The following is a 26,823-nucleotide window of genomic DNA, read 5'->3' on the forward strand; positions in this document are numbered from 1 at the left end:
GGTATCAGAGGTCGTCAGCGCACCGGTCGGCGTGTAGGTGTAGGTGGTGACGTCCTTCTTGCTGCTGTCGCTGTACGTCGCCTCGATGACCATGCCGGTCTTGTCGAAGCTCTCGCCCTCGTTGTAGGTCACCTTGGTGGGTGCAGTCTTCACAGAGATGCCCGTCAGCGTCGCAGGCGCAGGAGGCGTGACGGCGTTGACCGTGATGGTCTGCGTGCAGGTCTTGGTCTCGCTGCCCTCGGTGTAGCTGATGGTGATGGTGGTATCAGAGGTCGTCAGCGCACCGGTCGGCGTGTAGGTGTAGCCGGTGACGTCCTTCTTGCTGCTGTCGTTGTACGTCGCCTCGATGACCATGCCAGCCGGATCGAAGTTTTCACCTGCGGTATAGGTGATCTTGTCGGGCGCGGTCTTCACCGTGATGCCCGTCAGCGTCTTGGTCGCCGGCTCGGACGGTGCGAAGGTGAAGCCACTCGCCACGACTTTCGGCTCGCTGCCGGGGGCAAAGGTCAGCGTATCGCCGGTGCCGCCGTTGCTCCAAGCGTAGTTGCTTCCGCTGCCATCGTTGAACTTGAGCGCCTTGTCGCTTGCTTTGCCTGCAAGCTCCGCGGCAGTTGCAAAGCGAACCGTGTCGGCTTTCACATCGTCATAGCCCTTGCCCGTCTGGAAGCCCAGATAGACCTTGGTAAGAGAGATCATTTCGGTAAGCGTTGCCGTTTCGCCATTGCCGGGCTGAATGAGCATAAAACCAGTTTTGTCGTCGCTGCTCTTGTAGGCATAGACATTGGTATTCCATGTTACAAATGTATTTGGGTTTTCCCATGCATCATAAGCCATGGCCCGATTTTCCGGAGTTGTTGTCAGAGGAACCTCTGTTGCTCCATTCTTGAATAGCGGTTTTAACACAGATAGGTCAAATGCAACAACGCAGGATTGTACACCCTGGATCTTGGTCTCCGCACCAGTCGGACCAACATCCAGGCTGACGCTCAGCTTGGCGTCGTCCACCTTGGCCACGGTCAGGCCGGCCTTGTAATCAGTGCCTGCCGCGAAAGCCGTCGTCACGCAAAGACTCAGCAGCATGGCGACTGTGATCAGGCCTGACAAAAGTCGCTTTGTTTTCATAGTTTTCCTCCTTAGATTTTTAATAAATCACTTCGCAGTCCGAAGTTGATTTCAGGTAGTTTTCCGGCAGCCACACAATGTTCAGGTCGTCTTCGTTGATGATGCCGTCGCCGTTCACATCGGCAAGGGCATTCACCCCGGAATCGTCGGCCTTCTTGAGGTAATTTGCCGGCAGCCAGATGGTGTTCAGATCGTCCTCGTTGATGCTCCCGTCGCCGTTGATGTCTCCGCACAGCAGGGTAATCGTGCTGTACGGCTTGTCGGTCAGTGCCGTCAGGTCGATGTCGGTGGTCTCCACCACCACGTTCTTCACCGTGTACTTCAAGTGGGCCTTCTTGGTGACCACAAGGTCATAGGTGCCCTTGGGCACGTTGGGGATCGTGAATTCCTGCTCGGTCGATCCGCTGGCTCCGTTGCCGGAAACCGTCAGCGGCGTTCCGACCACCGTTTCGCTGCCCGCCTGGTAGAGGGTGACGGTGAAATCGTGGCTGCCGTTGTAGCTTGCCACCTTGCCTTTTACGCTGACGCCGGCCTTGCGTGCCAGCACAAAGGGCGAGCAGCTGTCCGTGGTGAACGTAACGGTTCCATTTTCGGTGTCCACCTTATCAAATTTCTTTTGCCCGCTTGTTGCCTCCTTTCCGTAAATCACTCTGCCGGTGTCGGTGATGTGGATCAGCACCAGTGTCCCCGCGTCGATCAGCTGCGCATTTTCTGTGCCGATCGTCAGGGTGATGGTGGCGGTTTCATTATCGTTCAGGGTATATTTCTGACCGCTCGCATCCTGCAGAGAAATGTCGTAGATTTTATCCACTTCGTACCCCTCCGCAGCCTGCAATGCGTAGCTGACATAGGGGTTCTCCTGATTGGCTGTGATGTCGTCCACCTCAACTGCAACCAGCGTGATCCCTGTGGGCAGTATGCTGTTGAGATAGCTGGTGGTTGGGATTGTCGGCAGCGGCTTTGCCTCTGTTGTGCAGGTGCATTTCGTCACGCCGCAGGTGTCGGCGCTGTCTGTGCAGCCGCCGCAGGTGGTGCAGGTGTGGATGCAGTACTGCTTGAGCACGCCGGTGATGAGGATATTTGCGGGCGAGCCGCCGGGCACCGGATCCTTGCCGCCCTTGCCGTCATAGTTGCCGCCGCCGCTTGCGCCGGAAATCGCAAAGTAGTTTCCGTACTCCTGATAGTCCTGCTGATCGAGCACCGTGCCGTCGCCGTCCGCGTCGGTCAGCTCCCAGCGCTCCACATCGCGCTTGAGGGTGGGGTCGCGGATCACGAGAATGTAGCTGTTGTCCTGCGCCCGCAGGGCGGAAACTGCGATGCCTCCGTTATCCGACCGCACAAAGCCGTTGGCGATGGTAACATTGTGCCAGTTCGGCTCCTGCGGCTCGGGCAGGGGATCGTCGGTGGCGCGCCATACGGCGGTGATCTGCCGGCTGTCGTAGTCCTTGGTGATCTCGGCGGTGTAAGTGGTGTCGGTGGAGAGGACTGTGTAGGTCTTGCTGCCACCGTAGCTGATGCGGCACCATCCCTTGAAGCAGGGATAGCCCGCGTTGCCCTCGGTGGTCAGCGTGACGGTGGAGCCGATGGGGAAACTTCCACCGGTGAACACTTCGTCGCCCTTCTTCACCACGCCGTTTTCCACCTCGGGACTGAAGTATGCCGTTTCGGGTTGGTAGGTAACGGTGTACGCTCCGTCTGCCTTCACAGTGATCTCGTAGCTTTCCGGCTTTTCGCCCGTTGCCTCATCGATGATGCAGGCAACCTCTTTCCCCTCGGGAATCTGGCTGCTGTCATAGTCGATCTTGACCGTTGTACCGTATTTGACGTCGCCCTCGGTGTATTTTTCATCGCTCCACTTTTCCCAACCTGTGGAGATTTGATAGTACCCGCCGTTCACCTTGATGTGGTAGGTGACGTCCTCGTAAATGGCGCGGATGCCGGTTGCCTCGGTGAAACGATTATCAACTGTATAGATATACTTGCCGTTGCTGTCCTTCACGGCATTGCCGGCAGCGTCCTTCTTTGCCTCCACATAGTTGACCTTTTGGTCCCGCGCGTCGGAGAAAAACTCCCATGCACCGGTCTGCCAGTTGTACTTTTCCCAGCGGACAAAGCGGTACTCCGGATGGGACTCGCCATCCAGTGCGTGCAGAATCGCGGCATGGTAGTCTCCGTTATAGCCGCCGTAGTCCTGAATGTTGGAGTACACAGGCCGAATGTCGAAATTGTGGCGGTAGTCGAAAAATCCGCTGCCCAGCGCCTCGTAGGCCTGATTCCAGCTGGCGTAGATTTTCTTGTGGTCAACGCTCAGACGATAGCCCGCCGGATGCTCCGGCGGAGCCGGGGTGAACTCGGTGTTGATTGTGTCGATAGACTCGTTCTCCGCCGTGGTGCCGATCTCCTTGACCCAGCAGTGCGTCTGCCTCCACTTGTACAGCGAGCCTTCTCCGTTGCCCTCGGTCAGACCCTCGGGGAGGGCATCCTCGTAGTACATCTCCTTGGAGTAGTCGATGTAGTTGCCGTAGCGTTCGTTTCCGGCGTAGTACTCCAGGCAGACATTGCTGTCCTTGGTGACGGTGTAATAGATGCTGTAGCTGTTATTTTCATCGGCCTTTTTTGAGTACTTCCAGCAGTCATAACCCAGGCAGGTGGTCTCTGTGCGGGTGTAGCCGTAGTCCTCGTACCAGTTTTCGGTACTGCGGGGACTCTGATTGTAGAAGCTTTCCCAACGGGTGAAGGCGTCGTCTGTCAGCGAGGCGTAACTTCCGAGACCCTTCTCGCCGAACAGGCTCATGTGGGAAATCTTTTCGAGATACTCATCGGTGTTTCTGACGTAATCCAGCACCGCCCAATCATGGGCATTGTAGTAATTCCCACCGTACTTGGCGTAGTTGCGGTGAAGGTACATAGGCTGGAGCTTACCGGAATGGTCGTCAACGAACATCACCACATAGCACGGCTCATCGTTGACGTTAATGCGCCGCCACATGAAGATGGATACCTCGCGCCCCTGCTTGTCGGTAAAGTTGTAGTGCCGCTCGTACTGGTTGTAGCCGCTGCGAAGGTCCGTCTTCCGCATCTTGACGTTGCGTTCCTTGTAAAAAGGTTTCCACTCTGCCTTGATGTAGTAACTGCCAATCGTCGCTCCGCAGGCGCAGGTTTGGCGGCGATAACCCGCCTTACCGTCCTTTGCTTCGGTAACGATCTCCCAGTCACCATAGCTGTGCTCGCTCGTCCTTTCGACCGGCTCGGTCTTGGTCGCGCCGCACTGGGTGCAGGTGTAGGTCTTCACGCCCTCGGCGGCGCAGGTCGCCTCGGTGGTGACTTCGCCGGAGTTCCAATAGTGGTTGTTCACTTCGGTGTAGGGGCAGTCGGCGCAGCGCGCCGTGTGCTGTTCGTCGTTCAGCCGCTCGTAGGTGTAGGCGTAGGTGTTGTGGTAACCGCGTTCAAAACGGTATTCCTTCAGCCCCTGCGCGCTGTCCTCGCGGACATAGAGCGTGCCGTCGGTGCAGAGTGTACCCTTCTCCAGTACCTTCCAATCGCCGAAATTGCCGGTCAGGTCGGAAAACGCGGGGGAGAACCCGGTAACTCTGTCTACCACCATGCGGAAGGATTTTTGCGGCACCTGTGTTCCGTCGCTGCCCAGCCAGTAGGCAAAGGTGTGGCCGGGAATCAGGCTTTCATCCAGTGTGACGGTCAGCACCGTTCCGGTGGGGAATTTGGCGCCCGAGCGCACGGTCATGCCGTCCTTCTGCAGGGTGCCGCCGTGTACATAAACGGGGTACGCCGCAGCGGGACTGTCCACCGCCATGCTCGTCGTCACGCAAAGACTCAGCAGCATGACAACGACCATCAAGCCTGATAATAATCGTTTCCTTCTCGTGATCGTTCCCTCCTTTACTTCTTGTAGTTCACCTCACAATGAATGGCAGAAGCTTTGAGATAATGTGCCGGCAGCCATACAATGTTCAGGTCGTCTTCGTTGATGATGCCGTCGCCGTTCACATCGGCAAGGGCATTCACCCCGGAATCGTCGGCCTTCTTGAGGTAATTTGCCGGCAGCCAGATGGTGTTCAGATCGTCCTCGTTGATGATGCCGTCGCCGTTGATGTCTCCGCACAACAGGGTGATGGTGCTGTACGGATTGCCGGTCATGGTCGTCAGGTCGAGGGGGTCATCCCCCACCACAACGCCTGTCACCGTGTAGGTCAGGTGGCCGGGCTTGGTGACCACGAGGTCGTAGGTTCCAGCAGCCACGGCGTCGAAGTTGAAGCTCTGCTCCTTCTGACCGCTGCCGGTAGTCGGTTCGATGGTGGTCTCATAGGAAGCCTCGGTGTGGTCCTGCTCAATGAGCCGAACGGTCACAGGGTTGTTCGGGTTGTAGCTCTTCACCGTCCCGCTGACGCTCACGCCCTTGGACTTCACGGGCAGGTCGATGTTCCCCACCTTTACCGTACTGCCATTGGTGACAATATTGTCATTACCGCTGCTACCGTTACGCTCATACATATACTCCGCACCGTTGACGGTGGGGTACTTATACTCATTCACCAAAATCGGGCGGGTACCGTCTGTTTTCAGCGTGAGAGCAGCGCGCACTGTCCCATCATTCGTCTCCGGAACGGTGTTGCTGCCGCTGTCGATGTACGGCCAAGAGAGCTCCTGCACCGTTACGCCTGCCGGCAGCCCGCCGACCTGCGCAGCTGTGGGCAGGGGGTCGCCGACGGTCAGGGGTGCGGGCATGGTCAGGTCGATCTGCCGGATCGGGGTGGCGGTAAAGGTCAGCGTGTCATTTGTGCGGGTGATCTTATTATTGGGCACCGTGAAATGCCCGCCCCAACTGCCGATCGCCACACCGGCGCTTGAGGTAAAGCTCGCACCCGGGTTAGCCTTGATGGTCACCTTGACGGTATAGGTCTTGTCGGGGTCAAAGGTCACAGCACCGGGCAGGGCGTCTTCCTCCGCGCCTGCGCTGTCGCCCACCCACCACTGATAGGAGATGGTACGCATCTCTTTGCTGGTGTCCCACAGCGAGATGCTTTCACCCACCGAATTGCTCATGTCCAAACCAACCAGCGTCTGCCCGGAAATGCTTGCCTCGGCAGCATCTGCAAACGTCGCCTTTATGCCCAAGGTCTTGGTTTGGGTAGGGCTGCTGTAATTAGGCTTCGGCACATGGAAGACCAGCTCCGGGTTATAGAGTTCGTTTCCTCCGTAGGCTCCCCAAATATTATATTCATCATAATTGGAGATCTTCCACTCCTTGAACACCTTCCCGGTGGGCGGTTTCGGTACGACCCGCACCCTTGTGCCGACCTTGAGAGCTTGGCTGAAGGCATTGGTTGGAATCATGACCTCTGTACCGTTTTCGTTCATATAATAGACGGTGCAGCTGCTGTGGTTGGGTGCAATCTGCACCGTTTGCAGGTTCTCCGCCAGCTTGAAGATACACTCCTTGCGCGTGTATTCGTACCCGCCGTCCGCATCGGGGACGAGGGTGAACACGCTGATAGTACCCGCACCGCGCACATCAAAGGGCCCGGTGTAGCTCTGCGAGTGCGTGGGGCTTGCGTTGCCGTTGGTGTCGTAGGCTATGGTGGCGTTAAGGGGGAATTCGTTTTGCGTTGTCAGCTCCACCGTTACGACGTTCTCCGTCATGGTGTAGGTGTTGCCGTCTGGGTTCAGCGGCGCACCGCCGGACTTCGGCGTCACCGTCACTTTCGGGGCGGGCAGTTCGGTCAGCTTCGACAGATGAACCGCGGCGTAGTTATGGCTCATTTTCAGGTATTGCGCGCCGCCCACGGTAAAGGCCTTGGCCAGCTTAAAGTAGATCGAGCCGTTGCCGCTGTCGGTGATGGTGACCTTGCCGTTTTCCACCTTGGTGCCCATGTTGGACTCGGACGGCTGCTCGCCTACCCGATACCAGACCTCATAGCCCTCGGGCGCCTCCACCGTCAGGTCGATCGAGCCGTAGAAATACCGCCTGATGCCGTCGCCAACATCCGTCTCGCCGTTCGTGTCACCGTATTTCACCGTGGGTTTATCGGTGGGCCGCACGGCATAGCGCACCTCGCTGGTGATCTCCTTTATGATGGGACCTGCGTAGGCCTTGATGCGCACGTCCTGCGCGGTGGTGACGTTCACATCAAAGGGGCCGGTGTAGCTATTGAGCGTTCCCCACTGGTTCTTGTCGTAGTCCCACAGGCGGTACTTGATGGTTGCATTCCGCTCTGCCGTGATTTTCACGGTTTTGGTGCCGCCGGTGTCCTCAATCTTGGTGTCGGGGCTGATGTACGGCGGTGCAACGGGCGGATCAAAGGTAAATGGCTTACTGAAGAAGCATCTGCTGGTTTGATCATCATAGTAAGCGATGCGGTAGCTCCCCGTCGGGATATTCAAAAACCTGCCGTTCATCGCACCATCTGTGCCGTAGGCGTTCTTATCGGCATACAGCCGGCTGTTGCGCAGGCCCATGACGGGGCTGCCCTTCAGGTCCTTGACGGCATAGGTGTTTTCGCCGTACCGGGGCAGCTGTGCGGGCACCAGCATGACACGGTATCCGCCTGCGCCGTCGCTGATGTTGTCCTCCGTCGCAAAGGTCAGATCCTGATAGGCGTAGCGGGTCTGCTTGGTCACGCCTTTGTCCCATTGGAGGCTGTAGTCCACATCGCTCAAGGTGGGGCCCGTCTTCATGGGGTCACGCACCGGCACCAGCACCATATCCTGCTGGATGTTGTCGAAGGTCTTGATGGAATCCGTCCAGCTTGTGCCGGTTTCGGTGCCGGTGGGGTGCAGGGCGTCATACCAATAGAGGAACTCGCCCTTTGCGATATCCTCACCCCCAACCAATACCACGCTCCCGCCCTTGGGCACAACATGGATGTCGTTGAACTTCGGCTCCATCACCTTGGCGTAGTAGAGCTGGCTGCCGAGGGGATTGTCCGCCGGCGCATGCGAGTCCATAGTCAGGCCGGGGGACTTCTTCACGGTGGCGACACCCTGCGGCGCATAGATATACTCCATGCTGCCCCAGGTGTAGATGCTGGTCGTGCTATCGACCTGGACGAGGTGATCGATGCGGCGGTTGCCGCGGTACATATTCGTAGCCAGCGCGGGGTCTGTCCCGCCGCTGATGGCCCAGTTCCAGTTTCCCTGCTCGGGGTCGTTGAGCTTCTCATACCAATCGTTGATGCTGGCGGAGAAGGACTCGATCTTCACGCCCTGCTCGGCCCTGATGATCTTGGCTATGGCACCCTGCGCACTGCCTTTGAAGAGATGGATGTTGGACTTGGGGTAGTCGTTTTGCAGGTGCTGCCATGTGCCTTCGTCGTAGCGCTGAATGTTGCCCTTGTTCCTGATGTTCAGGAAGCCGGTGGTGTCCACCTTCAGGACGTCACCCGATTCGGCGGTCAGAACAATGTCGTGGATGACATTCTTGTGGGAAAGGATCTCCAGCGAGGCGTTGTTCAGCAGCTCCAGCCGCTTGGCGGTGATGGCCCGGTTGACATCTTCTTCGGTGGTTGTCTGTCCCAGCTTGTGGCCGAGCATCTCGATCTTCACCTTGGAGTCGCCCTTGATGATGAGGTCGCCGCCGGAACGGATGCCGACAACATCGTTGGCCTCGGGGCCAAAGGCGCCGCTGTCCATCTTGATGTTCACGGTGGGGCCGGTGCCATGATTTTCGCTTCCGCGGAGGGTGACACCGGTGCCGCCGTAAATGCCGAACAGAGTACGGGGCGTAGTACCGGACTCGGTGTTGATGAGGGTGTAGGTGATGTCCAGCGTGCCGCCGCCGGTGATGGTGGCTTCGCCGGCGACCCGAATGGCGCCGGGGTACTTTTGTACGCCGGGGAACGCAGCGTTCAACTCCAGCTTTTTGCCGGTGGGGAGGAAGATCTCGACGCCGGTGTCGTAGGAGTAGATCAGGCTGTCGCTGTTATACAGGCTGGCGTTGTCCTTCACATAGATCTTCGGTGAAATGCCGTCTAAGCCGAGCTTCATCATATCCATATTGATGTTGGCGCCGTGCAGGTCCAGCTCGCCCTTGAGATAGAGAAAGCCCTGATAGTGAAGGGCTTTGTAGTCGCCGTCGCGGATGAAGTCGTAAATATCAGGGTACTCGGCGGTCGCCTGCCACACGGTGGGGACCGTGTTGCCTACGCAGACATTGATGTACTCACCGCTATGGAGTTGGATCGCATTCTCGCCGCTTACACGGAACTGAAAGCTGGCATAGCCGTATTTATCGCCCGCCGCGCGCTGCGGCGCGTTCCTCACCGGTGTCGTGGGCGGCAGGGTCTCCTGCTGGAGCTGCTGCTCCCCGGTGGTTTTCTTGGTGGTTCCCCCGTTGGTCTCCTCGTTGGTTCCCCCGGTGGTTCCCTCGTTGGTTCCCCCGTTGGTTCCCCCGTTGGTTCCCTCGGCGGTTCCCCCGGTGGTTCCCCCGGTGGTTCCTCCGGTGGTTCCCTCGGTGGTTCCCCCGTTCTCGGGCTGCTCGTTCTCAATCTGTCCACTTTCGGGCTGCCCACTTTCGGGTTTCTCAGTCAGATCCAGCGGTTCAGGGGTGGGGGTCTCCGCCACCGTCTCCGCGGCGGGCGGGCTTGGGGCATCGTCCTCCGCTGCCGTCGTCACGCAAAGGCTCAGCAGCATGACAACAATCATCAAGCCTGATAATAATCGTCTCCTTCTCATGATAGCTTCCTCCTTTACTTTTTGTAGTTCACCTCACAATGAATGGCAGAAGATTTGAGATAATTTGCCGGCAGCCAAATGATGTTCAGATCGTCTTCGTTGATGATGCCGTCGCTGTTCACATCGGCAAGGGCATTCACCCCGGAATCGTCGGCATTCTTGAGGTAATTTGCCGGCAGCCAGATGATGTTCAGATCGTCCTCGTTGATGATGCCGTCGCCGTTCACGTCACCCGCGGGCAGCGTGATCATACGGATTGCGGCATTGCCGTGCTTTGTCAGGTCGAGTTCGCCGTTTGAGACAATCACGCCCTTCACCGTGTAGCTCAGGTGGCCGGGCTTTGAAACCACAAGGTCATACCTGCCGGGGGTGACATTCAGGATGCGGAAGGTCTTCGTCGTCTGCCCGCTGCCGCTGCTCGTCGCGGTCGTGACCGTGTACTTCACCGCGCCGTTCTGCATGAGCTTCACCGTGGCGGCGCTCTTCGGGCCATAGCTCTGCACCTTGCCGGAAACAGCGCCGTCATTCCCGCCGGGGACAGTGTACGGTATGAACGCGCCCCAGTTATACACCGGTGCATTGGCTGTGCCGCCATCCGGGCCGCCCCACGTGTCCCATGTGGAGGCGTTTTCCCATGCGTTCACGCCGTTGATATACACGTCCGTGGTCTTGTAGTCCTGCGGCCACACGGTATTGGGGCGCTGCTTCGGGATCTCGAGGGAGATTTCGAGCTCGTACTTCTTCCCCGCCTGAAAGACCGTGTCGCCCTGCATCTTCCATTCAATCTTTTTCTTAACATCAGAAGGCAGGCCGCTGATGCGCTGATAGCTCGCATCCGTGGGGCTTTCGCCCGCCACGGGCATCTTGATGTCGAGATACAGCGTGCGCGCGGCGCTCTCGTAGCGCGAGTCTATGCCGACATATTCCGTATTCGCCGCATTTCTGCCAATGCACCAGCACTTGGGGTAAACCGTATAGCCACCATCATCGACGACCCAGTCGTCGTATATCGCCGTGTACACCTCATCCTCCATCGCGCTCCCGTTAGACCAATAGCCGCCGGAGATGAAGACTGCCACATTCGAATTGCGGCGCACGGCATAGCCGGGCTCGGGGTAAATGTTCAAGAAAAAATAATACCAGGAACTTCCGTCAATTCTAGTAACGGGGGACACCTCCCCAAAGCTTCTCTCAACGGCAGTATAGATCTCAAAGCGGCACCTGCCCGGATCGTATGACGTGATGCTTACATCGGCGAAGGTTCTGTCATCGTAGAAGTTCTCCAGCTCGCCCGCAATGTGCGTGAGCAGGCGGCACACACGTGCTTCCACCTGCACCTTGCAGGTCTTTCCGTCGGCCGAAACGGACGAACTCTTCGCCGTGACGCAGTTCGCGCCCTCCACGGAGAAGTCGGACGCACTCAAGAAGCGGTAGCCGTTCGCAGCCTCGAGCGTCACCGTCTTGCTGCGCGTATCGCCGCTGAGCGACCAATTGGTCTGTGCGGACACGGTGAAGCGGTTCTCCCTCGCGCCGAGGGTGACCTGGTTCGCACTGACCGCATCCGAGGGGATGATGTCGCCGCCGCTCATGTTCAGCCGCCCCGCGGTGATGACCTGCGCGCTGTCCTGCACCACCTGATAGCGCAGGATGTACTGGTTTCCGTAAACAATACTGGTGGGGTCTGTGGCGTGCCGCAGGTTGATCGAGAAGGCCATCTGGCCCGCATCGATGTTGGTGACACTCTTCGGCAGTTGGTAGCGCCACTCGCAAATGCCGTTCGCGGTGGTATAGCTGCCGTTGTAGATATTATTCAATCCCGGCCCGCGCCCGCATTCGATCTCATAGTACCAGCCCGCGTCACGGAGCTCCTTCGCAAGGTCATACCAGCGGTAGACAAGCTCGTGCGTACCGAGCGTGCTCACCGTGTAGACCGGCACGCTGTTGGCTTTCCCGAAGGCGGCGCCGTCGCGGATGTTGGGCACTGCAATGGGGCTGCCGTCCAGCAGGACCTCCTTCAGGTCCCACGCCCTGCCGATGACCTCGATGGGAGTGTTCGAGTTGAAGTAATTATGGCTGTCATTTTTCGCGAGCAAGCCAAGGTTCTCGGAGGTATAGATCTTCCCGTTCATCTTTATCGCGCTGTTCGGGAAGCACTTCATGGCGTTCTCCGTACTCTCTCCGATCGCAGCGTAAATGTCGAGCTTGGGTTTCTGATCGGGCGAGTCGAATACACCGCTTTTGATCAGCAGCGCCGGCTTGCTCCCCACATTGTATGTCCTTCCTGAGTTGCTGTTGCCAACATAAAGGCCATCGTTGAAGCGCGCCCCGTCTATAATGATCCGCGTCACATCCTTCGGGACGTCTTCCACCACAAACGAGGAGTTGAACACACCGCCGTTGAGAAAAATGCGCGGCTCTGTTTCGCCCTTTTTCGGCGTCAGATCTTCTATCCAGACCATGCCGTTGAAGGTACCGCCGTTGACCGTGAGCTTCGAATTGCGCAGCAGCAGCGCCGTCGGCATAAACTGAGACGAATATATGGGGAGCGGCTTGCTCCTGTCCCAGCTGTACGGGCAGTTGATCGTGCCGCCGTTGATCGTGATCTGCGGGCGCGGCTCACCGTCCTTGACTCTGCTATTAATACTGTCACTGACACAGCCGTTGCTTCCTAGGGCGCGCGTTTCTATCGGATTCAGCCTTGTCAGCGTGCCGCTGTTCATTGTGAATTTGGGATACGCTCCGCTGTTGGGAAATATCTTGATGATGCTGTGCTCCTTGCTGTCCATCGCAAATTCAACCGCGATCTCGCCGCCGCCCTTACTGTCGTACAGCGTGAGTTCGCCGTCGTAAATTGTAATCAGGGAGTAAAAACTCGCCCGCTTGGTTGCGTCGATCCTGATCTTATGGCCGTTCAGGTCCAGCCTTTGGCTGCGGCGCACCTCAATTTCTTCGTCCTCACCGCTCAGCGTATAATTGATGTCTGTGCCCAGTACGAGCTCTCTTGAATCGGGCGAGCGGAGATAGTCCCAAAACGCACGATAGTTCCTGATGGAGACCTGTTCGTAAAATGTATCATCCTCTGCGCTGGCCGTCACGCCCATGGCGGGCACGAGGGAGAGCAGCATGACCAGCGTCAGCAGCCATGCGGACAGGCGCGTAGGTAGTCGATTTTCCATGTTCGTTCCTCCTTCCTGCATTCAGAGTTGCAGCGGGTGGGCCACTGCCTTCATTGCTTCCTTTGTTTCGTCGAGCCATGTACGCATCTGCTGCGCGGCGAGGTCTCCGATGCAGCAGCCGTCGATGAGTCCCAGCTCCACCGCCTTATCCAATGCGGCCAGCTTTTCCGGGTGGCCGTCCGCACAGACGAGATAGACCCGGCAGTCCGGCAGCTTCCGCCGCACCTCGATGGCGATGTCGCAGCGGGCAGAAACGTCCTTGTCCTCCACGCCATCGGTGAAGTCGGTTTCCAGCAGCAGAAGGTCCGCCTGTTCGGCAGCACACTGCCACACCACGTCGTCGCAGTCGTCCGAGAGGACGCCTATTGGCCGACAGCCGCCCAGATTTCTCAGCCAGTCCGTCGCACGGCGCGTTCTGATTGGCGAGTTGAAGCACACCGCCGCTTTCGGCAGGGGCGGCTCCCGCCTCCGGAAGAGGCTCATACCGCCGCCTCCCGTCTCGCCGCCCCCTTGGGCAGCCGCGCCCCGCACTCGGGGCAGTACCGCGCCACGTCGGTGACGGCCACGCCGCAGCCGGGGCAGCAGCGGTGGCGGGAACGGTAGAAGTCGTAGAGGGTCATCTCCGGCAGACGCGCGCCGCAGTCGGCGCAGTCCGTCCGGTCGGCGCTGTTGGCCCTGCCGCAGCCCAGGCAGATCTTGCGCCGCCGCAGCGTCTCCGGCCCGAAGCCATACTCCAGCAGCGTCACCCGGTGCAGGGCCCGCCGGGTCCTCAGGTCATAGTCTGTCATTTGGCTTCCTCCTTTCCGCCTGTGCCGCCCACCTGCAGCTTCGCCCCGCAGATGGGGCAGAAGCAGATGCCCGATTCCCGGAGCCGTGCTCCGCAGTGATGGCAGAACGAGGGGTACTCGTCCTCCCACGGCGCGCAGTCCAGGCAGCACTCCGCGTTGACATTGAACATGGCGGAGGAGACGAACCTGCCGCATCGGGGGCAGCGGTTGAACTGCCACTTGCCCTCCTGTTCCCACGCCAGCTCCAGCGCCGCCTCCTCCGTGTCCGCCCGGATGGGCTTTGTCACGCAGCACAGCTCGCCGGAGATGTCGCAGTAGAAGCGAAAGATCCTGTCGCCTCCTGAGTCGGTGACGACCCGGTAGGTCGCCGTTTTCATTACCTGCGCCATCCGCATTCCTCCCTTCTTTTCCTCATTTCGTCTTGTAAAGCTGTCGCGGAATATGCTACAATGGAAGCGCTAAAGCGGCGACCGCTTCCCCCCATGTACGGTGACGAGCGGTCTTTCGGTTGGAGCTTCGCTCCAACCGAAAGGGGTACCCCTTTAACGATTCTCTGTTCCTCTGACGGGAGCCGAACGGCGATCTCGCCTCCCCGTCTGCCTGTTTTGTACCATAGATTTAAAATCTTGTCATACCCTAAAACCTCGATTTAGGGTAGACGGACGAAAAAATATTTTCAAAAATCACCGGAAAACAGCATTTTCGCGGACAAGTGTTTGTATATGGAGGACATAGCGATGAAAAAGCAAGGTTACGCCATTCTCATGGCTTTCATCCTGGTATTTGCCCTGACGGGCTGCGGGAACAAGTCCCTGCTCTCGGCCAAGGAGCCGGTGGAGCTGACGATGTGGCACGTATACGGCGAGCAGGCCGGTTCCCCGATGGATACGCTGGTGGAGGAATTCAACCGCACCGAGGGGAAGGAGAAGGGCGTCCGCGTCAAGGTGACGGAGCTGAGCAGCGCCGCGAAGATCGGCGGCTTTTTGTTAGAGACACAGAGGGATTCCGCGCAGGAGATGCCGGACCTCTTCACCTGCCACATCGGGGACGCCATCGCTCTGGGCGAAGACAATCTGCTGGACTGGAATGACTGGTTCACGGAGAAGGAACAGGGTGAGTTTGTGTCCGGTTTCCTGGCCGACGGTAAAGCAGATGATGGCAAACTGCTGGTATTCCCCCTGTCCAAATCCACGCAGCTGCTCATGCTCAACGGCACGGGCTTTGCCCGCTTTTCCGCCGCCACCGGCGTAAGCTATGACGATCTCTCCACCTGGGAGGGATTCTATGACGCTGCCGGGAAGTTCTATGACTGGACGAACGGCACGGAGCCTTTCTGCGCCATGGACTACCCCATCCGCGCCGTGGAGCTGAACGCGTTGGAGCATGGGGCAGAGGATTTTTACACGAAAGACGGCTGGTATGACTTCGACAACGCCGTTTTTAAGGAGAGCTGGATGCAGTTTGCCCGCGCGCTGGCCCAGGGGCATATCGTGGTGTCCGACCTCTATTCCAATACCCAGGTCATGACCGGCGAGGTGCTGTCCGGCCTTGGCTCCTCCGCGGCGATCCTCTATTATAATGATACCGTCACCTATGAGGACGGCCATAGCGAGCCGATGGACCTGCAGGTGGTCCCCATGCCCATGACAGCGGGGGCAGAGCCCCTGATGACGCAGGCGGGCGTGGGGCTTTGCGCCTATAAGACCACCCAGCAGAAGGCGGAGGCCGCCAGCCTGTTCGCCCATTGGCTGACGGAGAAGCAGCGCAATCTGGACTTCGTGACCTCCACCGGCTATATGCCGGTGCGGAATGGGGCCTTTGATTCCATTGACGAAGTAGAATTTGCCGATCAGGGCTATGCCAATCTCTACGCCGCCCTCAAGACCATGCAGGAAACCTATACCCCGCTGGCTGAAGTGCGCTTCAACGATTACTACTCCAAGGTCCATGCCTTGTACGACGGCCTGCGGCAGATGCAGCAGGAGCTGCCCCAGCGGGCCGCTGCCGGTGAGGATGTGGAGGCGCTGGCGGAGGAGACGTGGGCGCTGTTCCGCTCCATCCAGTAAATCACTTTTCCGTAACTTTCCATCAAGGCAGGTGAAGGCCATGCAGGTATCGTCCTATCTGAAAAACGCGCGGCGCTCCATGCGGCATAAGCTCATCGGCTACATGATCGTGCTGGCGGTGCTGCTGATCGCGGCGCTTTATGCGGGACTCACCCTGTTTGGCCGGTTGAGCAGTCCCAAGGCCGAGATCAAAAAGGCGCTGGATCTCCAGATGGAGGTCTTTCAGAACGATATGGAATCCCTGTGGCACAATGTCTCCGTTATGAGCATCCTTCTTTCCGAGGATATGACTGCGCTGCTGGAGGACACGTTGGTACAGCAGGGCATCTCCTTTGATGATTTGGACGGGAATGTGGAGGCGACCAAAGCGGTAGAGGATGCCATGCTGGAGCCGCTGAGCCAGTACGTCCGACAGGCGGACTGCTCCGGCGCGTTCGTCGTTTTGGAGAACTCCATGAGTGACGGGGATACAGCGGATGCCCGCAGCGGCCTCTATGTGCAAAGGGCAAACGCGGGGCGCGTGACCAATAACCTGCTGCTGTTCCGGGGCATTGCCAGCGTGGGCAAAGCGCACAACGTCATGCCGCACCGGAAGTGGGCCCAGGAATTCCATATTGGGCAGTTCCCCAATTACGCGGAGCATACCGTACAGGCTGCCGCCCCGATTGCCGATTCCCGCCGCACCACTGACCTTGTTACGCTGCCGGGGACCTCGGAAAAGGCGGTTTTGCTGACGATCCCCATGATCGGGGCAGACGGCACGATCTATGGAATGTGCGGCTTCGCCATCAACCAGTCCTTCTTTTCCGCGCGCTATGACCAGCCCTCCAATCTCAGCCGCCTCGCCTGCCTGCTGACCACGGAGAGCGGCGACACCTTAGACGCAGGAGCCGCCCTGATGACCTATACGGAGGAAGGCTTCTGCTATGTTCCCCCCGAAGCTCTCACCGTTAAACCCATGAGCAGCGGTTTGGTGTCCCTGAACGGCGACGGTTTTTCTTTTGTCGGCATGGTGAAAAGCCTTACCGCGGCAAAGGGCGATGGGACACCCCACACGCTGGCGGTGCTGATCCCGAAGGAGGATTACAATCTCGCTGTTGCCAAAAATATTATGCAGACGGCTTTGCTTTCGGCGCTGCTGCTGTTCTGCGCCATCGTTTGCTGTCTGTATCTGGCGCGCCGGTATCTCGCTCCGGTGCATCGGGATCTGGAGCGGCTGCGGGACGAGGACCGCGGCGGCGAGCAGATGGCGTTTGCTGATTTTGAACCGATCTCCGCCACGCTGCAGGCGCAGGATCGGGAGAATGAGAAGATCATCACCGCGCTGGAGCAGGAAAAGCAGTCCGTACAAGAGCAGGCCGTGCAGCTTTTGGATAAGAATGAAGAGCTGCAAGGGCAGTTTGAAGCGGCGCAGGCCGACGCCCAACGGCTGGCCTACTTCCGGAAATCCGAGATCGATCCGGCGACCTATGAGATGTTCCTGGTGGGCTATGATATGCTGACGCCGACGGAACGGGAGATCTTGGAGGCCCTGGCCGATGGCAGCAGTCCCCGCGAGCTTTCCGAACAACGGAACTGCTCGGAGAGCACCATCGCCACACACCGCAAAAACATTTACAGAAAGCTGGGTATCCATAAAGCCTATCAGCTCAAAATCTGCATCGCGCTTCTGCGTCAGGAGCGAGAAGCACAAAACTGAACACGAAAAAGAGCCGCCCCTGTCAAGCGTTGAGCCTGACAGGGGCGGATTCGTCTGTCCGTGGGGTTTTTACCTGTTTTCGTTGCCTTTGCTGTCTTATTAAATGATATATCGCATACAAGTAAACAATATTATATCATTCAATGAAACGGTAAAATATATACAGGAAAGAAAGGTGGCGAAACTATGAATACGCTTCAGCGGCTGCATCAACTACTGGACGAGCGCGGATGGTCAGAATACCGGCTGGCTAAAAATTGCGGCCTTTCCAACTCTACCATTGCGAATATCTATCACCGCAATACGATTCCCTCCATCAGTACGCTGGAAGCGATCTGTACCTCTTTCGGCATCTCGCTTTCTCAGTTCTTCGCAGAGGGCGAAATGGTGGAGCTGACGCCGGAATTGAAGGAGCTTTTTGATAACTGGGTGAATCTGACGCCCCAACAGAAGGACGCAGTTTTACAGACCATGCGCGCCATGAACCACGATCAGACCTGATACAGAGGAAGCCTTTGCAGGCTTCCTCTTTTTTCGTCCGCTATCGTTTTATTGAACGATAAAACTTCCTGCTTTCGACCGTGTTCGACGGTTTTCCCCTCATGTCTATGTTATATTGTCGTTAAGTTAAGTGATAAATACCGCTAAGAGAAATATCAGGAGGGAAACCGTATGAAAACAAATGCCAAGCAGCTTGCCGCAGCGCGACGCGCCATGGAAGTCATCGCCGCGCGTGAGGGGATCAGCGTGGAAGAAGTCCGCAGGGAAATCAGCCTTGCCATCCTCATGGCACAGCCAAGGAACGCCGGTATCGTCTCCGAGATTCCGTGCGCCGGTGCGGTCCCGACACCGGAGGAATTGATCGCCTGCTGTGCGGCGCGGATACAGAGGGAACGACGCAATTCAACGCGGCTCTGGAAATAGTAGGCGATGTCAGCCGCTCCAGTTGTTTTTCTCCAGCGCCTCAAAATAGGCCCAGGTCTGTGGTGCATTCTTTCTCAGGTGCTCCATCATTTCTGAGTTGCTGCCGTGGGTGATCCAGTAGTCAAAGCAGTCCGCGAAGTATTCCCTGGCGTTGGTTTTGGAATAATCCCGCAGCCCGGAGTTCTGCGCCTCCGCCAGATATAGCTGCTCATGCTCCGCAGGGATTCCCAGCGTCCAATCGAGGAAATGTCCGAATTCATGGAGCGTCGCGCTGGCTTCCGAGAGGTAGATGGTTTTCTGGCTGTAGTTGGTGGCTCCAATGCAGCTCATGTTTAGCTGCTTGCTGAGTTCGCTGATGTAGTCGAAGTCGATACGGTATGTCCAGCCGGCGGCGTTAAAGGCGGCAAGCACCGGCTCCGGCACCTGCCGCAGCGCCAGCAGGTAGTCATTGATGTTGACGCCTGCTGCGTTTACCAGAGCCACCGGCGCGGGCGGAGCCTCCACGGTGAAGGCGCGGGTCAGAATGGCGTGAAGGAGCATGGCAGCGTCCCTGCGGGTAACGATCTCATTTGCAGTGTTCGCCTCGCCGCAGAGCTGAAGCTCCTTCCCGATGCGGATGCAGTTTTCATAATCGAGCAGCGACACGCCGCCCGCATAGAGTGCGCTGTCGTAAACGGGGATCTTGGCTGCGGCAAAGGCGCTTTTGAGCAGCGCTCCCCGGCATAGCTGGATATTGGGCGTGGAGAGTGCAGTTTCGTTCAGCCAGCCCTTCCGGTAGGATTGTTCCACAGCGCTTTGGCTCAGTTCGCTCCACGAGTTTCCTTTGGTTTCCACACCATAGGCTCGGCAAAGCATGACAGCCCATTGACTGGTTGTAACCGGCGCATCCGGGGAGAAGCATCCGTTCCCCGTGCCTTGCGTGATCTCATGCTCCGCAAGATACATCACGCTCTCATAGCAGTCCGCAGTTTCCGGCACGTCCTGAAATGCACCGGATGCCGCCAATGCAGGAACCGTCAGCGACAGAGCCAGCAAAAATGCGGTACAGCATACCGTCAATTTCTTTCTCATCGTTTTCCCCCATTTCACAATAAATAGGACCGGCGCATCGCGCCGGTCCTTCCTGTCAGTTTGTGTAGTAGTTGGGCCTTGCGATAGAGGCGAAGCCCTCCAGACCAGTAACAACCACATTGTTATAGCCGCTGGCGCAGTGAATGATCAGCAATTCTCCGTTTGCGTCCCTGCCGCCAACGATGCCCACATGGGAATTATCCGGGTAGAACACCAAGTCACCGGGCTGTGCGTCCGCCCACGAAATATTGGTACAATAGCTGTGCTGCATGGTGGCTCCACCGCCGTGGCCAATGACATAGCTGCCGCCAGACTGATTGTAGAAAACCCAATCCACAAAGCCGCTGCAATCCAGTCCGTAGGGGCGGTAGGTCCCCGTGGTGGAGCTGCCTGCCGCCGTGACCTGCCGCAGCTCGCCCCACCGGACGTCCCAGCCGATTACGAGGGATTTTCCTCCCCAAAAATAATTCACCTTGCCGACAAGAGAACAGGCGGTGCGTACCACCGCCTCGCGCTCCGGCGACAGACCCTCCGGCAGACTGCGGATCAGTGCCGCCGTATCCCCGCTGACGGAGTACACATCTTCTATCAGTTCGCGCAGGAGATCCCGCTGCTCCAGCAGCTCGTCCAGTGCCGCGATTTGGTTACGGTTGAAATGATACTCGGTTTTCATCTCCTCTGCCGTTTTTGCGGTAATGGTGATATAGAGGTTTCGCTCCGTCCAGCCATCGTCGTCACCGCTGCCGGGGTGGTTGATCGTTTCCACCTCCGTTGCGATCCCGGTCATATCCCAAAAGACCGCTTTCAGGCGAACGATGCGGTCGGCATCCATGGTGGCCACGTCCGCGGCGTCTGCATCGGCTCCAGCCACCTTCACGGCAAACACCACCAACACCTCTATCCAATCGGCAGACTGCCCGGTCACGGAGATGGAGTCGTAGCTGTCCGCTGTTTGCAATTCCTCCAACCGCTCGTTATACTCATAATTGACCTGCGCCACCGCAGCGGAGATCGGCACAACGCCCGCCTCCCGGCTTTCGTTGGAAAAGAGGATACCAAAGGGGGACGCCACGATTGCCGCCACAAGGATCACCGTCAGGAACAGCACCAGCACCACCGCACCGCCGCCTGCGGTCAGGATTGAGCTGACCGCAGACGCCACTCCTTTCCCGATTTCTTTCACCGTCTGGACTGCCACGCTGCCCAACTTTTTGGAAGCCCTTCCGCCGCTCTGCGCGGATTCCTGAAGCATCTTCCGCTGTGCCTTTCTCTGCGCCGCCGCCCTTGCGCGGTGCGTGATGATTGCATTGTTTGGCGCTGCGTGGTCAGTTGGTCGAACACGCATGGTGCGTGTGGCCTTGGTCATGGCCTGTCCGCTCTTGGGGGCAGGACTGCCCTTGGCCGATACCCCCGAATTGCCTTTCTGCGGAGTGCTCATTGTGCCTCCACGGTCGGACGGTGGAGGTACAATGTGCCGCTCTGCTGTTCTTTTCTCGGCAAGGTTCCGCCCATAGGCGGCTTTTGCGTCCCGCACAGCTTTTTGCCGCCCACGCTCCTGCGGGGCGGCGCTTGCGTTTTTGGCGGCATTGGGATTTTGCGGAGAAAACGTCTGTTTTCCGACTTCGTTTCGTGCAGTGGTTTGTGCTGGGGAAAAGTCATATTCCGTCGGGGCATTGGCAGAGCCGCTTTCCGCACCAATCCCCATATCTGCCACTCTGTACTCCCTCGCCGCATTTTCTTTGCCCTGCCGCAGCTTTCCTCGGTAGTGCTTTATCATGCGCCGCGAGGCATCCGCTGCCCCAGATGCGCCATGGCGCATATTTTTCTCCACGCGGTCGGTGGCGTAGCGCACAGGATCGCGGCTCTCCGGCTCTTTCTCCTGCTGACGCTTATCCATGTGCTTTTTCAAAATGGAATCGGCGTCTTTAGGCGCGGGGTTCTTCAACTTTGCCTTTGGCGTGTCCATGCCGGGTTTAATTTTCAAGTCCCGCATGGCATCAGTCCTCACCGGGGCGTGTTGACATTAAGCGGTACAGTTCCGTATTTTTGGGCAGCTCATTGGCGAAAGGCACAATGGCTCCGCCCACCTTGATGAGCCCGTGGCCAGCCGGGGCATTGTCCACATAGCTCATCTGCGTATCCGACGCACCCAGCAGGCGGGCAAGCTGCTCCCGGTCGGTGGTGGCCTGATTGAGCATCAGCAGAAACTCGGAGTTTGCAAACATCATACGCGCCGTATTGGACAGCAGACATTCCTCCACATTCTGTGTAATGCCGGTGAGCGTCGCACCGTATTTACGGAAACGCTTCCAGCACTTGTAGAGGAATTCGCTGCTGTAATTGGTAATGCTGTGTCCGCTGCCGCTCCCGTTGGCGAAAAACAGGTAGATCTCGTCGATGTAGACATGGGTGTATTTCCCCTCTCTGCGGTTCTGGATAACACGGTTGTAAATGGCGTCCAGCATCACCAGCAGGCCCACCGATTTCAGATTTTCGCCCAAGTCCTGAATGTCAAAACAGAGGATACGGCTTTTTGTGTTGATATTGGTCTGGTGGGAAAATACATTCAGACTGCCCACCGTGAACAGCTCCAGCGCCAACGCAATGCGGTGCGCCTCCGGGTTGACCTGCTTCATCAAATCATCGTAAAGATTTTTCAGGGTGGGCGGCTCGCCCTGATAGTTTTTCAGATATTCCCGGTAGATGTTGCCCACACTACGGTCGATGATGGACTTCTCCTGCGGCTCGATCTTGTCCGCGCCCATGAGCTGCTCATACAGCGACATGATAAACTCGGACTTCATCACCAGCGGCTCTTTGCCATCGCCATACCCCTCGGACAAATCCAGCGCATTGATGTGACAGCCGTTTGGATCAGAGGCGGAGATGGTGATGACCTCACCGCCCAATGCCCGTACCAGCTCGCCGTATTCACGCTCAGGGTCCACGATGATAATGTCGTGGTCTGTAGAAAGGGCCAGCGCGGTCATTTCCTGCTTTGCCGCCATGCTCTTGCCGGAGCCGGAGACGCCAGTAATGAAGCCATTGCCATTGAGTAAGTTCCCGCGATTGCAGATAATGAGGTTATGCGACACGGCGTTCACGCCATAGTAAATGCCGCCTGCGTCCTGAATTTCCTGCGATTTGAACGGCATGAGGACAGCGGTACATTCCGTGGTCAGAGTACGGGTGGCGTCAATACGCTTTAAGCCGAGGGGCAGCACCGTATTCAGCGCGTCCTCCTGCTGGTAGCGCAGAATGTTAAACTGACAGCCCCGCGCCCGCCCAATGGCTTGCAGAGCCTCGGTGTCCTGATCGAGCTGTTCAAGGTTATCTGCCAGGTGCGTCAGCGTCACCAAAGCCAGCATCATACGCTGGTCGCGGCTCATGAGGTCAGTCATAAACTCCTTCGTTTCGCTCCGCATCTGCTCCAAGTCATAGGGGATATTGGCGGTAAAATTGTTGTTCTGATTCTGCCGCTGCTGCCAGCGGGTAATATCCGATTCCACGGACATAATGCGCTTGCGAATATCGCTCACTGCTTCGTCCATCGCCACAGGAATAATATCAATGGAAAGCATCATATTCCGGGGATAGTCCATCAGCTCCGTAATCATCGCATCGGAGATAAAGCTGGCATACTCCCGCAGAAACAGGGTGCGCCCCACATGATTGCCCAACTCATAGTGATTTTTTTGAAAGGAAATACAGTCCGGGGCGATGCAGTCCCGGAAGTCATGCCCTTTGCGTATGGTGTCCTCCAAATTGAACCGGAATAGCTGTTCCTCGCCGGGGCGATAGAAGTCGTGCAGAAGCCGCAGACGGTCATTGACCGTGATCTCACGGACGCTGGAGGACATACGGGAAAGTCCCGTGGTGAGGTCAGTCCCAACGCGGGAGAAGAACGCACGGGCCTCCTCCACACTTTTCTTTTCTGCCGAAACGGTGATGTACTTCTCCTGAATGAGATTGTTGCTCTCCGCCGCCTTGCCCAAAACAAGCGCGTTATACTCGTTGCGGTAGAGGTCACGGCGGTCGCCCTGCATGGGCATGAGCAGCGTCCGACCGAAGTCCTTTTGATTGAGCTGACGGTTAAAGAGCGTGATCTTCGCTGTGGCACCGATGGGTAGCGAGTTCAGGAAGGAGCAGTAGGTCATAAAGAGTTCCCGCTGCTTTTCCGGGGAGGCCACGGCATAATTGACATCAAAAAAGCGCCAAGTTTTTGAAAACTTGCCGCTTACCTGAAACACGCCGTCTTGATAAATACGTTTGATGGGAATAGATTTTTGAACGCTGCGTGGAACGGAAAAGGCGTCCCGCTCCGCGCTGCGCCGATGCTTGAAAAGGATCAATGTTTCTTCACCTCGCGTTTCATCGCTTCTTCATAGTAGTTTTCCGCTTTCCAGACACGCTTGCCTGCCATGATGACCTCGGATTTCAGCCACGCCCATAAAAACCGTTCCAGCGTAAGACCGTTGTACTGAAAAAAACCGGCAGTGGCCACGGGAGCCGCGCCGACGACGCACACCCAGCTCACCGTTTCCCGGTCCAACACTTGACTCAGGGTGAAATACAGCGCCACAGCAACGCCCACCGCCAAAACGGAGCAGACAAATTGCCGCACGGACAGGCCGAAAAAGAGCGTTTCGCGGTAAGTGCGAATCTCCTTGTTGATTTTGATTTCCATTGAATTCCTCCGTGTTGTTTTGTTATGTACGATGTGGTACGATAAAGAAAAAATGAAAGGAAACTTCTTTCCTATGGCATATAGTGAACAGCTATGGCAGGATGCAAAAAAGAAGTGTCGTCTGACTGATGAAGATATTGCCCGTGCCAAGCGGCTGGGACTAAATCCCCGCAGCCTGATTAAGAACATTCCCAGCAAGAGCGAACCGTGGAAAGCACCGGTCAGCGAATGGCTGCAGGAAATGGAAGAAAAGCGGGAACGGAAGTCCGCCCAACGGCAGGCCCGGAAAGCAAGAGATCACTCATAACCCCAGCATTTCCTTGGCGATGTGGTCGGCGGACTTCACCAATCCTACCAGCACCAGCAGGTTGAATATGACTTCGCCCAAATAGCTCCACACCTGCGTCACCACAGACGCGCTGCTATCCACCACCGGCGTACCGCTGGAGGAAAAGGCTGAAAAGATGATGCAGGCCAGAACGATCACCGCACCCTCCATGCACACACCCACATAGCTTCTGAGAAATGCCTTGCCAAAATGGGAAGTCCCCTCTCCGGCAAAGGACGCCAGTGCCACCGGGGACAGTGCGGCATACATATAAATCTTAAAAAAGCGCCCATAAACGGTGAGGATCATAATGAAGGCCAGCACCGTAATAAAAAGGCTTCCCAGCAGCGTCACCAGCCAAAGGGGGATACTCGCCAAAAAGCCCACATCTCCGATGGCGTCCGTAATCTCCTGCGGCAGCGCCACGGATGCGCCGGTCAAGCCGCCGATGCTGCCCGCCGCCGTTGCCACAATGCCGCTGCACACGTCAAATATATTTACCAGCAGGTCCATACCGTAGGTGATACCCAGCTTTGCCAGCACAAAGTAGATAAAGTGCCGCAGCAAATGCTCCGGCCTTTGAAAGTCCCGAAAGCCGGAGGCACTGCGAAAGATACCGATGGCAAAGAACAGCACCAGCAGCCCGTAGCCGATGGCCTGCATCCCGCCGTTGATGGTCACAATGGTCTGCCAGATGGTGCCGCCCTTGAAGGTTTGGGGCGATTCCGTCAGCAGTGACCACATTTCCGTCATTTTACTATTCCAAACGCCAAAGGCGTTGGTCAGGTTTTCTACGATCCAGTTGTTATCCAAATGAAAATCACCTCCCGCAAGGGAGCCGGGAGATCCGCCGCAAGACAGTATCTCCCGGCTCTTTTTATCAGATCGCGCCGATGGCGGTCAGAATTTCCTTTGCAAAGGCGATCATTAAGCCACCAAACAGGCAGAGGAAGCCCTGCGTTCTCTGGCTGGCATCGTGGGACTGGATCGACATACCCACCTGCACGATACCCCAGCCGAGAATGATAACGCCCAGCGCCTTGATAATGCTGAAAATAAAATCAGAAAGGTTATTGACAATATCCAGCGGATCGCCGCCTGCCGCCATCGCGGGCGTAACGCAGCAAAGGCAGAGGGCAGCAGCCCCAGCCGCCGTCCAATAGTGCCGCTTCACCTTATTCGGCTCCATCGGTTTCCAAAGGTTCTTCTTGTTCAGATTCATGTTCTGTATCCTCCATGTCAATAAATTCGTAATCGTCCAAAGACCGGAACGCATAGGGCAGATCGGGCAGCGCATAATCCGGCGCGCCCTGCGGCTTGTGGATATAAGGCTTTGCCTTACCGTCTGTCGTCAGCTTAATGTTGGGATGGCGCTTAATGTTGTACTTTTTGTCCAGTACAGGATCTTCCCCTCGTATAAACAAGATCGCTTTATGGGTGTCCAACTTTCGTACCTCGTCAATGGTCATCAGGTCGCGGCCCGTCTGCTGGAAGTTGGTAGAACTGGAGCCGCTGTGCCCCTTTGTCTGTCCCCGTGTGCGTGTGGCGATGGTCTCCTTGCCCAGCAGCTTTACGATAAACTCCAACGAGGTCGGCTCGTTGCCGCCGCCGAGGAACAGCAGCGTGTCGCAGTTGCCGATGATGCTCTCCCATTCCTTTTCATACAGCGCCTTGATCTGCTGAATGTTCTGCACGATGATGTTCAGTCCGATATTGTAGCTGCGGCAGGTAGCCAGAATCTTCGGATAGCTCTCCGGCTGGGCCACATTCGCCCATTCGTCCTGAATGACACGCACCGGCACAGGCAGATGCCCGTTGTGTTTCTCGTCCGCCCTGCGGTAAAGCGCCTGAAAGCATTGGGTATAAAGCATTCCCACAAGGTAGTTCATGCTGCTGTCATCAACAGGAATCACACAGAAGATGGCTTTTTTCTTCTCGCCCAAGCTGCCAAAGTCCATTTCATCCACCATTGTCATTCTGGCATACTGCGGGATATTGAAGGTCGCCAGCCGCACGGCGGCACTTACCAAAATGGATTTTGCCGTCTTGCCCGCCGCCTGTTTGAAAGCCTTATATTGCTTCACCGCCACATGATTGGGCCGTTCCTCCTCCAATGCCCGAAAGAGCATATCCAGCGGGCTGCGGTATTGATCGTCCTCCTCCCGCACCTCGGCAAAGTTCATCATGTAGATCAGCATTTCAAAATTCTGTTCCTCCGGGGGCGCTTCGCTGACAAGGTAGAGCATGAGGGCTGAGTCCAGCGCGATCTCTGCC

19 protein-coding genes are annotated in these 26,823 nt (G+C 57.3%); 5 read left to right on the top strand and 14 right to left on the bottom strand.

What is annotated here, in order from left to right; genetic code table 11:
• From ACQRD3_RS11520 to ACQRD3_RS11550, 7 genes are all read right to left on the bottom strand, one after another.
• Window positions 1-1,122 (bottom strand): hypothetical protein (locus tag ACQRD3_RS11520; RefSeq protein WP_427781473.1); only part of this gene is annotated, 1,122 nt, incomplete at its 3' end.
• A 19-nt stretch (window positions 1,123-1,141) separates the two neighbouring features.
• Window positions 1,142-4,975: a dockerin type I domain-containing protein gene (locus tag ACQRD3_RS11525; protein WP_427781474.1), complete on the bottom strand. Its 3,834-nt coding sequence runs from the start codon at window positions 4,973-4,975 to the stop codon at window positions 1,142-1,144.
• 44 nt (window positions 4,976-5,019) lie between these two features.
• Window positions 5,020-9,780: a hypothetical protein gene (locus ACQRD3_RS11530; RefSeq protein WP_427781475.1), complete on the bottom strand. Its 4,761-nt coding sequence runs from the start codon at window positions 9,778-9,780 to the stop codon at window positions 5,020-5,022.
• A gap of 44 nt (window positions 9,781-9,824) precedes the next feature.
• Entirely contained in the window at window positions 9,825-12,986 is a 3,162-nt protein-coding gene (locus ACQRD3_RS11535) for a hypothetical protein (RefSeq protein WP_427781476.1), read from the bottom strand.
• Between the two features lie 21 nt (window positions 12,987-13,007).
• On the bottom strand, window positions 13,008-13,469 hold the full coding sequence (locus ACQRD3_RS11540; RefSeq protein ID WP_427781477.1) for a hypothetical protein: 462 nt from the start codon (window positions 13,467-13,469) through the stop codon (window positions 13,008-13,010).
• The gene (locus ACQRD3_RS11545) at window positions 13,466-13,774 is read right to left on the bottom strand and encodes a double zinc ribbon domain-containing protein (RefSeq protein WP_427781478.1); all 309 of its coding nucleotides are present in this window, start codon (window positions 13,772-13,774) and stop codon (window positions 13,466-13,468) included. The genes ACQRD3_RS11540 and ACQRD3_RS11545 overlap by 4 nt, the downstream gene beginning before the upstream one ends.
• The gene (locus tag ACQRD3_RS11550; RefSeq protein WP_427781479.1) at window positions 13,771-14,163 is read right to left on the bottom strand and encodes a hypothetical protein; all 393 of its coding nucleotides are present in this window, start codon (window positions 14,161-14,163) and stop codon (window positions 13,771-13,773) included. The genes ACQRD3_RS11545 and ACQRD3_RS11550 overlap by 4 nt, the downstream gene beginning before the upstream one ends.
• Before the next feature lie 348 nt (window positions 14,164-14,511).
• Here ACQRD3_RS11550 and ACQRD3_RS11555 point away from each other — a divergent pair, with 348 nt between their 5' ends.
• The 4 genes from ACQRD3_RS11555 to ACQRD3_RS11570 all read left to right on the top strand — a co-directional run bounded on the left by ACQRD3_RS11555 (window position 14,512) and on the right by ACQRD3_RS11570 (window position 18,463).
• A complete protein-coding gene (locus ACQRD3_RS11555) occupies window positions 14,512-15,840 on the top strand; it encodes an ABC transporter substrate-binding protein (protein ID WP_427781480.1) in 1,329 nt (442 codons plus the stop codon).
• Window positions 15,841-15,880: 40 nt separating this feature from the next.
• Entirely contained in the window at window positions 15,881-17,539 is a 1,659-nt protein-coding gene (locus ACQRD3_RS11560) for a helix-turn-helix transcriptional regulator (RefSeq protein WP_427781481.1), read from the top strand.
• Between the two features lie 186 nt (window positions 17,540-17,725).
• Window positions 17,726-18,040, top strand: coding sequence for a helix-turn-helix domain-containing protein (locus tag ACQRD3_RS11565; protein ID WP_143433272.1), 315 nt, complete (start codon window positions 17,726-17,728; stop codon window positions 18,038-18,040).
• Between the two features lie 171 nt (window positions 18,041-18,211).
• A complete protein-coding gene (locus ACQRD3_RS11570) occupies window positions 18,212-18,463 on the top strand; it encodes a hypothetical protein (protein ID WP_427781482.1) in 252 nt (83 codons plus the stop codon).
• 9 nt (window positions 18,464-18,472) lie between these two features.
• On the opposite strand, the gene ACQRD3_RS11575 is transcribed toward ACQRD3_RS11570, so the two are convergent.
• The 4 genes from ACQRD3_RS11575 to ACQRD3_RS11590 form a co-directional block, all read right to left on the bottom strand.
• A complete protein-coding gene (locus ACQRD3_RS11575) occupies window positions 18,473-19,534 on the bottom strand; it encodes an anthrax toxin lethal factor-related metalloendopeptidase (RefSeq protein ID WP_427781483.1) in 1,062 nt (353 codons plus the stop codon).
• A gap of 55 nt (window positions 19,535-19,589) precedes the next feature.
• Complete coding sequence (locus ACQRD3_RS11580; protein ID WP_427781484.1) at window positions 19,590-21,431, bottom strand: C40 family peptidase; 1,842 nt, start codon at window positions 21,429-21,431, stop codon at window positions 19,590-19,592.
• 100 nt (window positions 21,432-21,531) lie between these two features.
• Window positions 21,532-23,886, bottom strand: a complete 2,355-nt coding sequence (locus ACQRD3_RS11585) for a VirB4-like conjugal transfer ATPase, CD1110 family (protein ID WP_427781485.1) — start codon at window positions 23,884-23,886, stop codon at window positions 21,532-21,534.
• Entirely contained in the window at window positions 23,883-24,221 is a 339-nt protein-coding gene (locus ACQRD3_RS11590) for a PrgI family protein (protein ID WP_427781486.1), read from the bottom strand. Before ACQRD3_RS11590 ends, ACQRD3_RS11585 begins: the two co-directional genes overlap by 4 nt.
• On the opposite strand from ACQRD3_RS11590, the gene ACQRD3_RS11595 reads away from it, so the two are divergent.
• On the top strand, window positions 24,202-24,528 hold the full coding sequence (locus tag ACQRD3_RS11595; RefSeq protein ID WP_427781487.1) for a hypothetical protein: 327 nt from the start codon (window positions 24,202-24,204) through the stop codon (window positions 24,526-24,528). The genes ACQRD3_RS11590 and ACQRD3_RS11595 overlap by 20 nt on opposite strands.
• Here the strand turns inward: ACQRD3_RS11595 and ACQRD3_RS11600 are convergent.
• From ACQRD3_RS11600 to ACQRD3_RS11610, 3 genes are all read right to left on the bottom strand, one after another.
• A complete protein-coding gene (locus tag ACQRD3_RS11600) occupies window positions 24,523-25,362 on the bottom strand; it encodes a hypothetical protein (protein ID WP_427781488.1) in 840 nt (279 codons plus the stop codon). The genes ACQRD3_RS11595 and ACQRD3_RS11600 overlap by 6 nt on opposite strands.
• Window positions 25,363-25,429: 67 nt before the next feature.
• Window positions 25,430-25,771, bottom strand: a complete 342-nt coding sequence (locus ACQRD3_RS11605) for a TrbC/VirB2 family protein (protein WP_427781489.1) — start codon at window positions 25,769-25,771, stop codon at window positions 25,430-25,432.
• Window positions 25,725-26,823, bottom strand: a 1,099-nt coding sequence (locus ACQRD3_RS11610) for a VirD4-like conjugal transfer protein, CD1115 family (RefSeq protein WP_427781490.1), incomplete at its 5' end; no start/stop codon positions are given. The genes ACQRD3_RS11605 and ACQRD3_RS11610, both read right to left, overlap by 47 nt.

Origin of the sequence: Candidatus Pseudoscillospira sp. SGI.172 (genome assembly GCF_050313575.1) — a bacterium.
Lineage (GTDB): Bacteria > Bacillota > Clostridia > Oscillospirales > Oscillospiraceae > Vermiculatibacterium.

What these genes read in the sequence shown, in the direction of transcription:
- ACQRD3_RS11525 (WP_427781474.1), bottom strand. Translation starts at nt 4,975, where the DNA reads ATGGTCGTTGTCATGCTGCTGAGTCTTTGCGTGACGACGAGCATGGCG.
- ACQRD3_RS11605 (WP_427781489.1), bottom strand. Translation starts at nt 25,771, where the DNA reads ATGAATCTGAACAAGAAGAACCTTTGGAAACCGATGGAGCCGAATAAG.
- ACQRD3_RS11580 (WP_427781484.1), bottom strand. Translation starts at nt 21,431, where the DNA reads ATGGATAAGCGTCAGCAGGAGAAAGAGCCGGAGAGCCGCGATCCTGTG.
- ACQRD3_RS11565 (WP_143433272.1), top strand. Translation starts at nt 17,726, where the DNA reads ATGAATACGCTTCAGCGGCTGCATCAACTACTGGACGAGCGCGGATGG.
- ACQRD3_RS11560 (WP_427781481.1), top strand. Translation starts at nt 15,881, where the DNA reads ATGCAGGTATCGTCCTATCTGAAAAACGCGCGGCGCTCCATGCGGCAT.
- ACQRD3_RS11550 (WP_427781479.1), bottom strand. Translation starts at nt 14,163, where the DNA reads ATGGCGCAGGTAATGAAAACGGCGACCTACCGGGTCGTCACCGACTCA.
- ACQRD3_RS11530 (WP_427781475.1), bottom strand. Translation starts at nt 9,780, where the DNA reads ATGATTGTTGTCATGCTGCTGAGCCTTTGCGTGACGACGGCAGCGGAG.
- ACQRD3_RS11570 (WP_427781482.1), top strand. Translation starts at nt 18,212, where the DNA reads ATGAAAACAAATGCCAAGCAGCTTGCCGCAGCGCGACGCGCCATGGAA.
- ACQRD3_RS11535 (WP_427781476.1), bottom strand. Translation starts at nt 12,986, where the DNA reads ATGGAAAATCGACTACCTACGCGCCTGTCCGCATGGCTGCTGACGCTG.
- ACQRD3_RS11575 (WP_427781483.1), bottom strand. Translation starts at nt 19,534, where the DNA reads ATGAGAAAGAAATTGACGGTATGCTGTACCGCATTTTTGCTGGCTCTG.
- ACQRD3_RS11555 (WP_427781480.1), top strand. Translation starts at nt 14,512, where the DNA reads ATGAAAAAGCAAGGTTACGCCATTCTCATGGCTTTCATCCTGGTATTT.
- ACQRD3_RS11545 (WP_427781478.1), bottom strand. Translation starts at nt 13,774, where the DNA reads ATGACAGACTATGACCTGAGGACCCGGCGGGCCCTGCACCGGGTGACG.
- ACQRD3_RS11540 (WP_427781477.1), bottom strand. Translation starts at nt 13,469, where the DNA reads ATGAGCCTCTTCCGGAGGCGGGAGCCGCCCCTGCCGAAAGCGGCGGTG.
- ACQRD3_RS11590 (WP_427781486.1), bottom strand. Translation starts at nt 24,221, where the DNA reads ATGGAAATCAAAATCAACAAGGAGATTCGCACTTACCGCGAAACGCTC.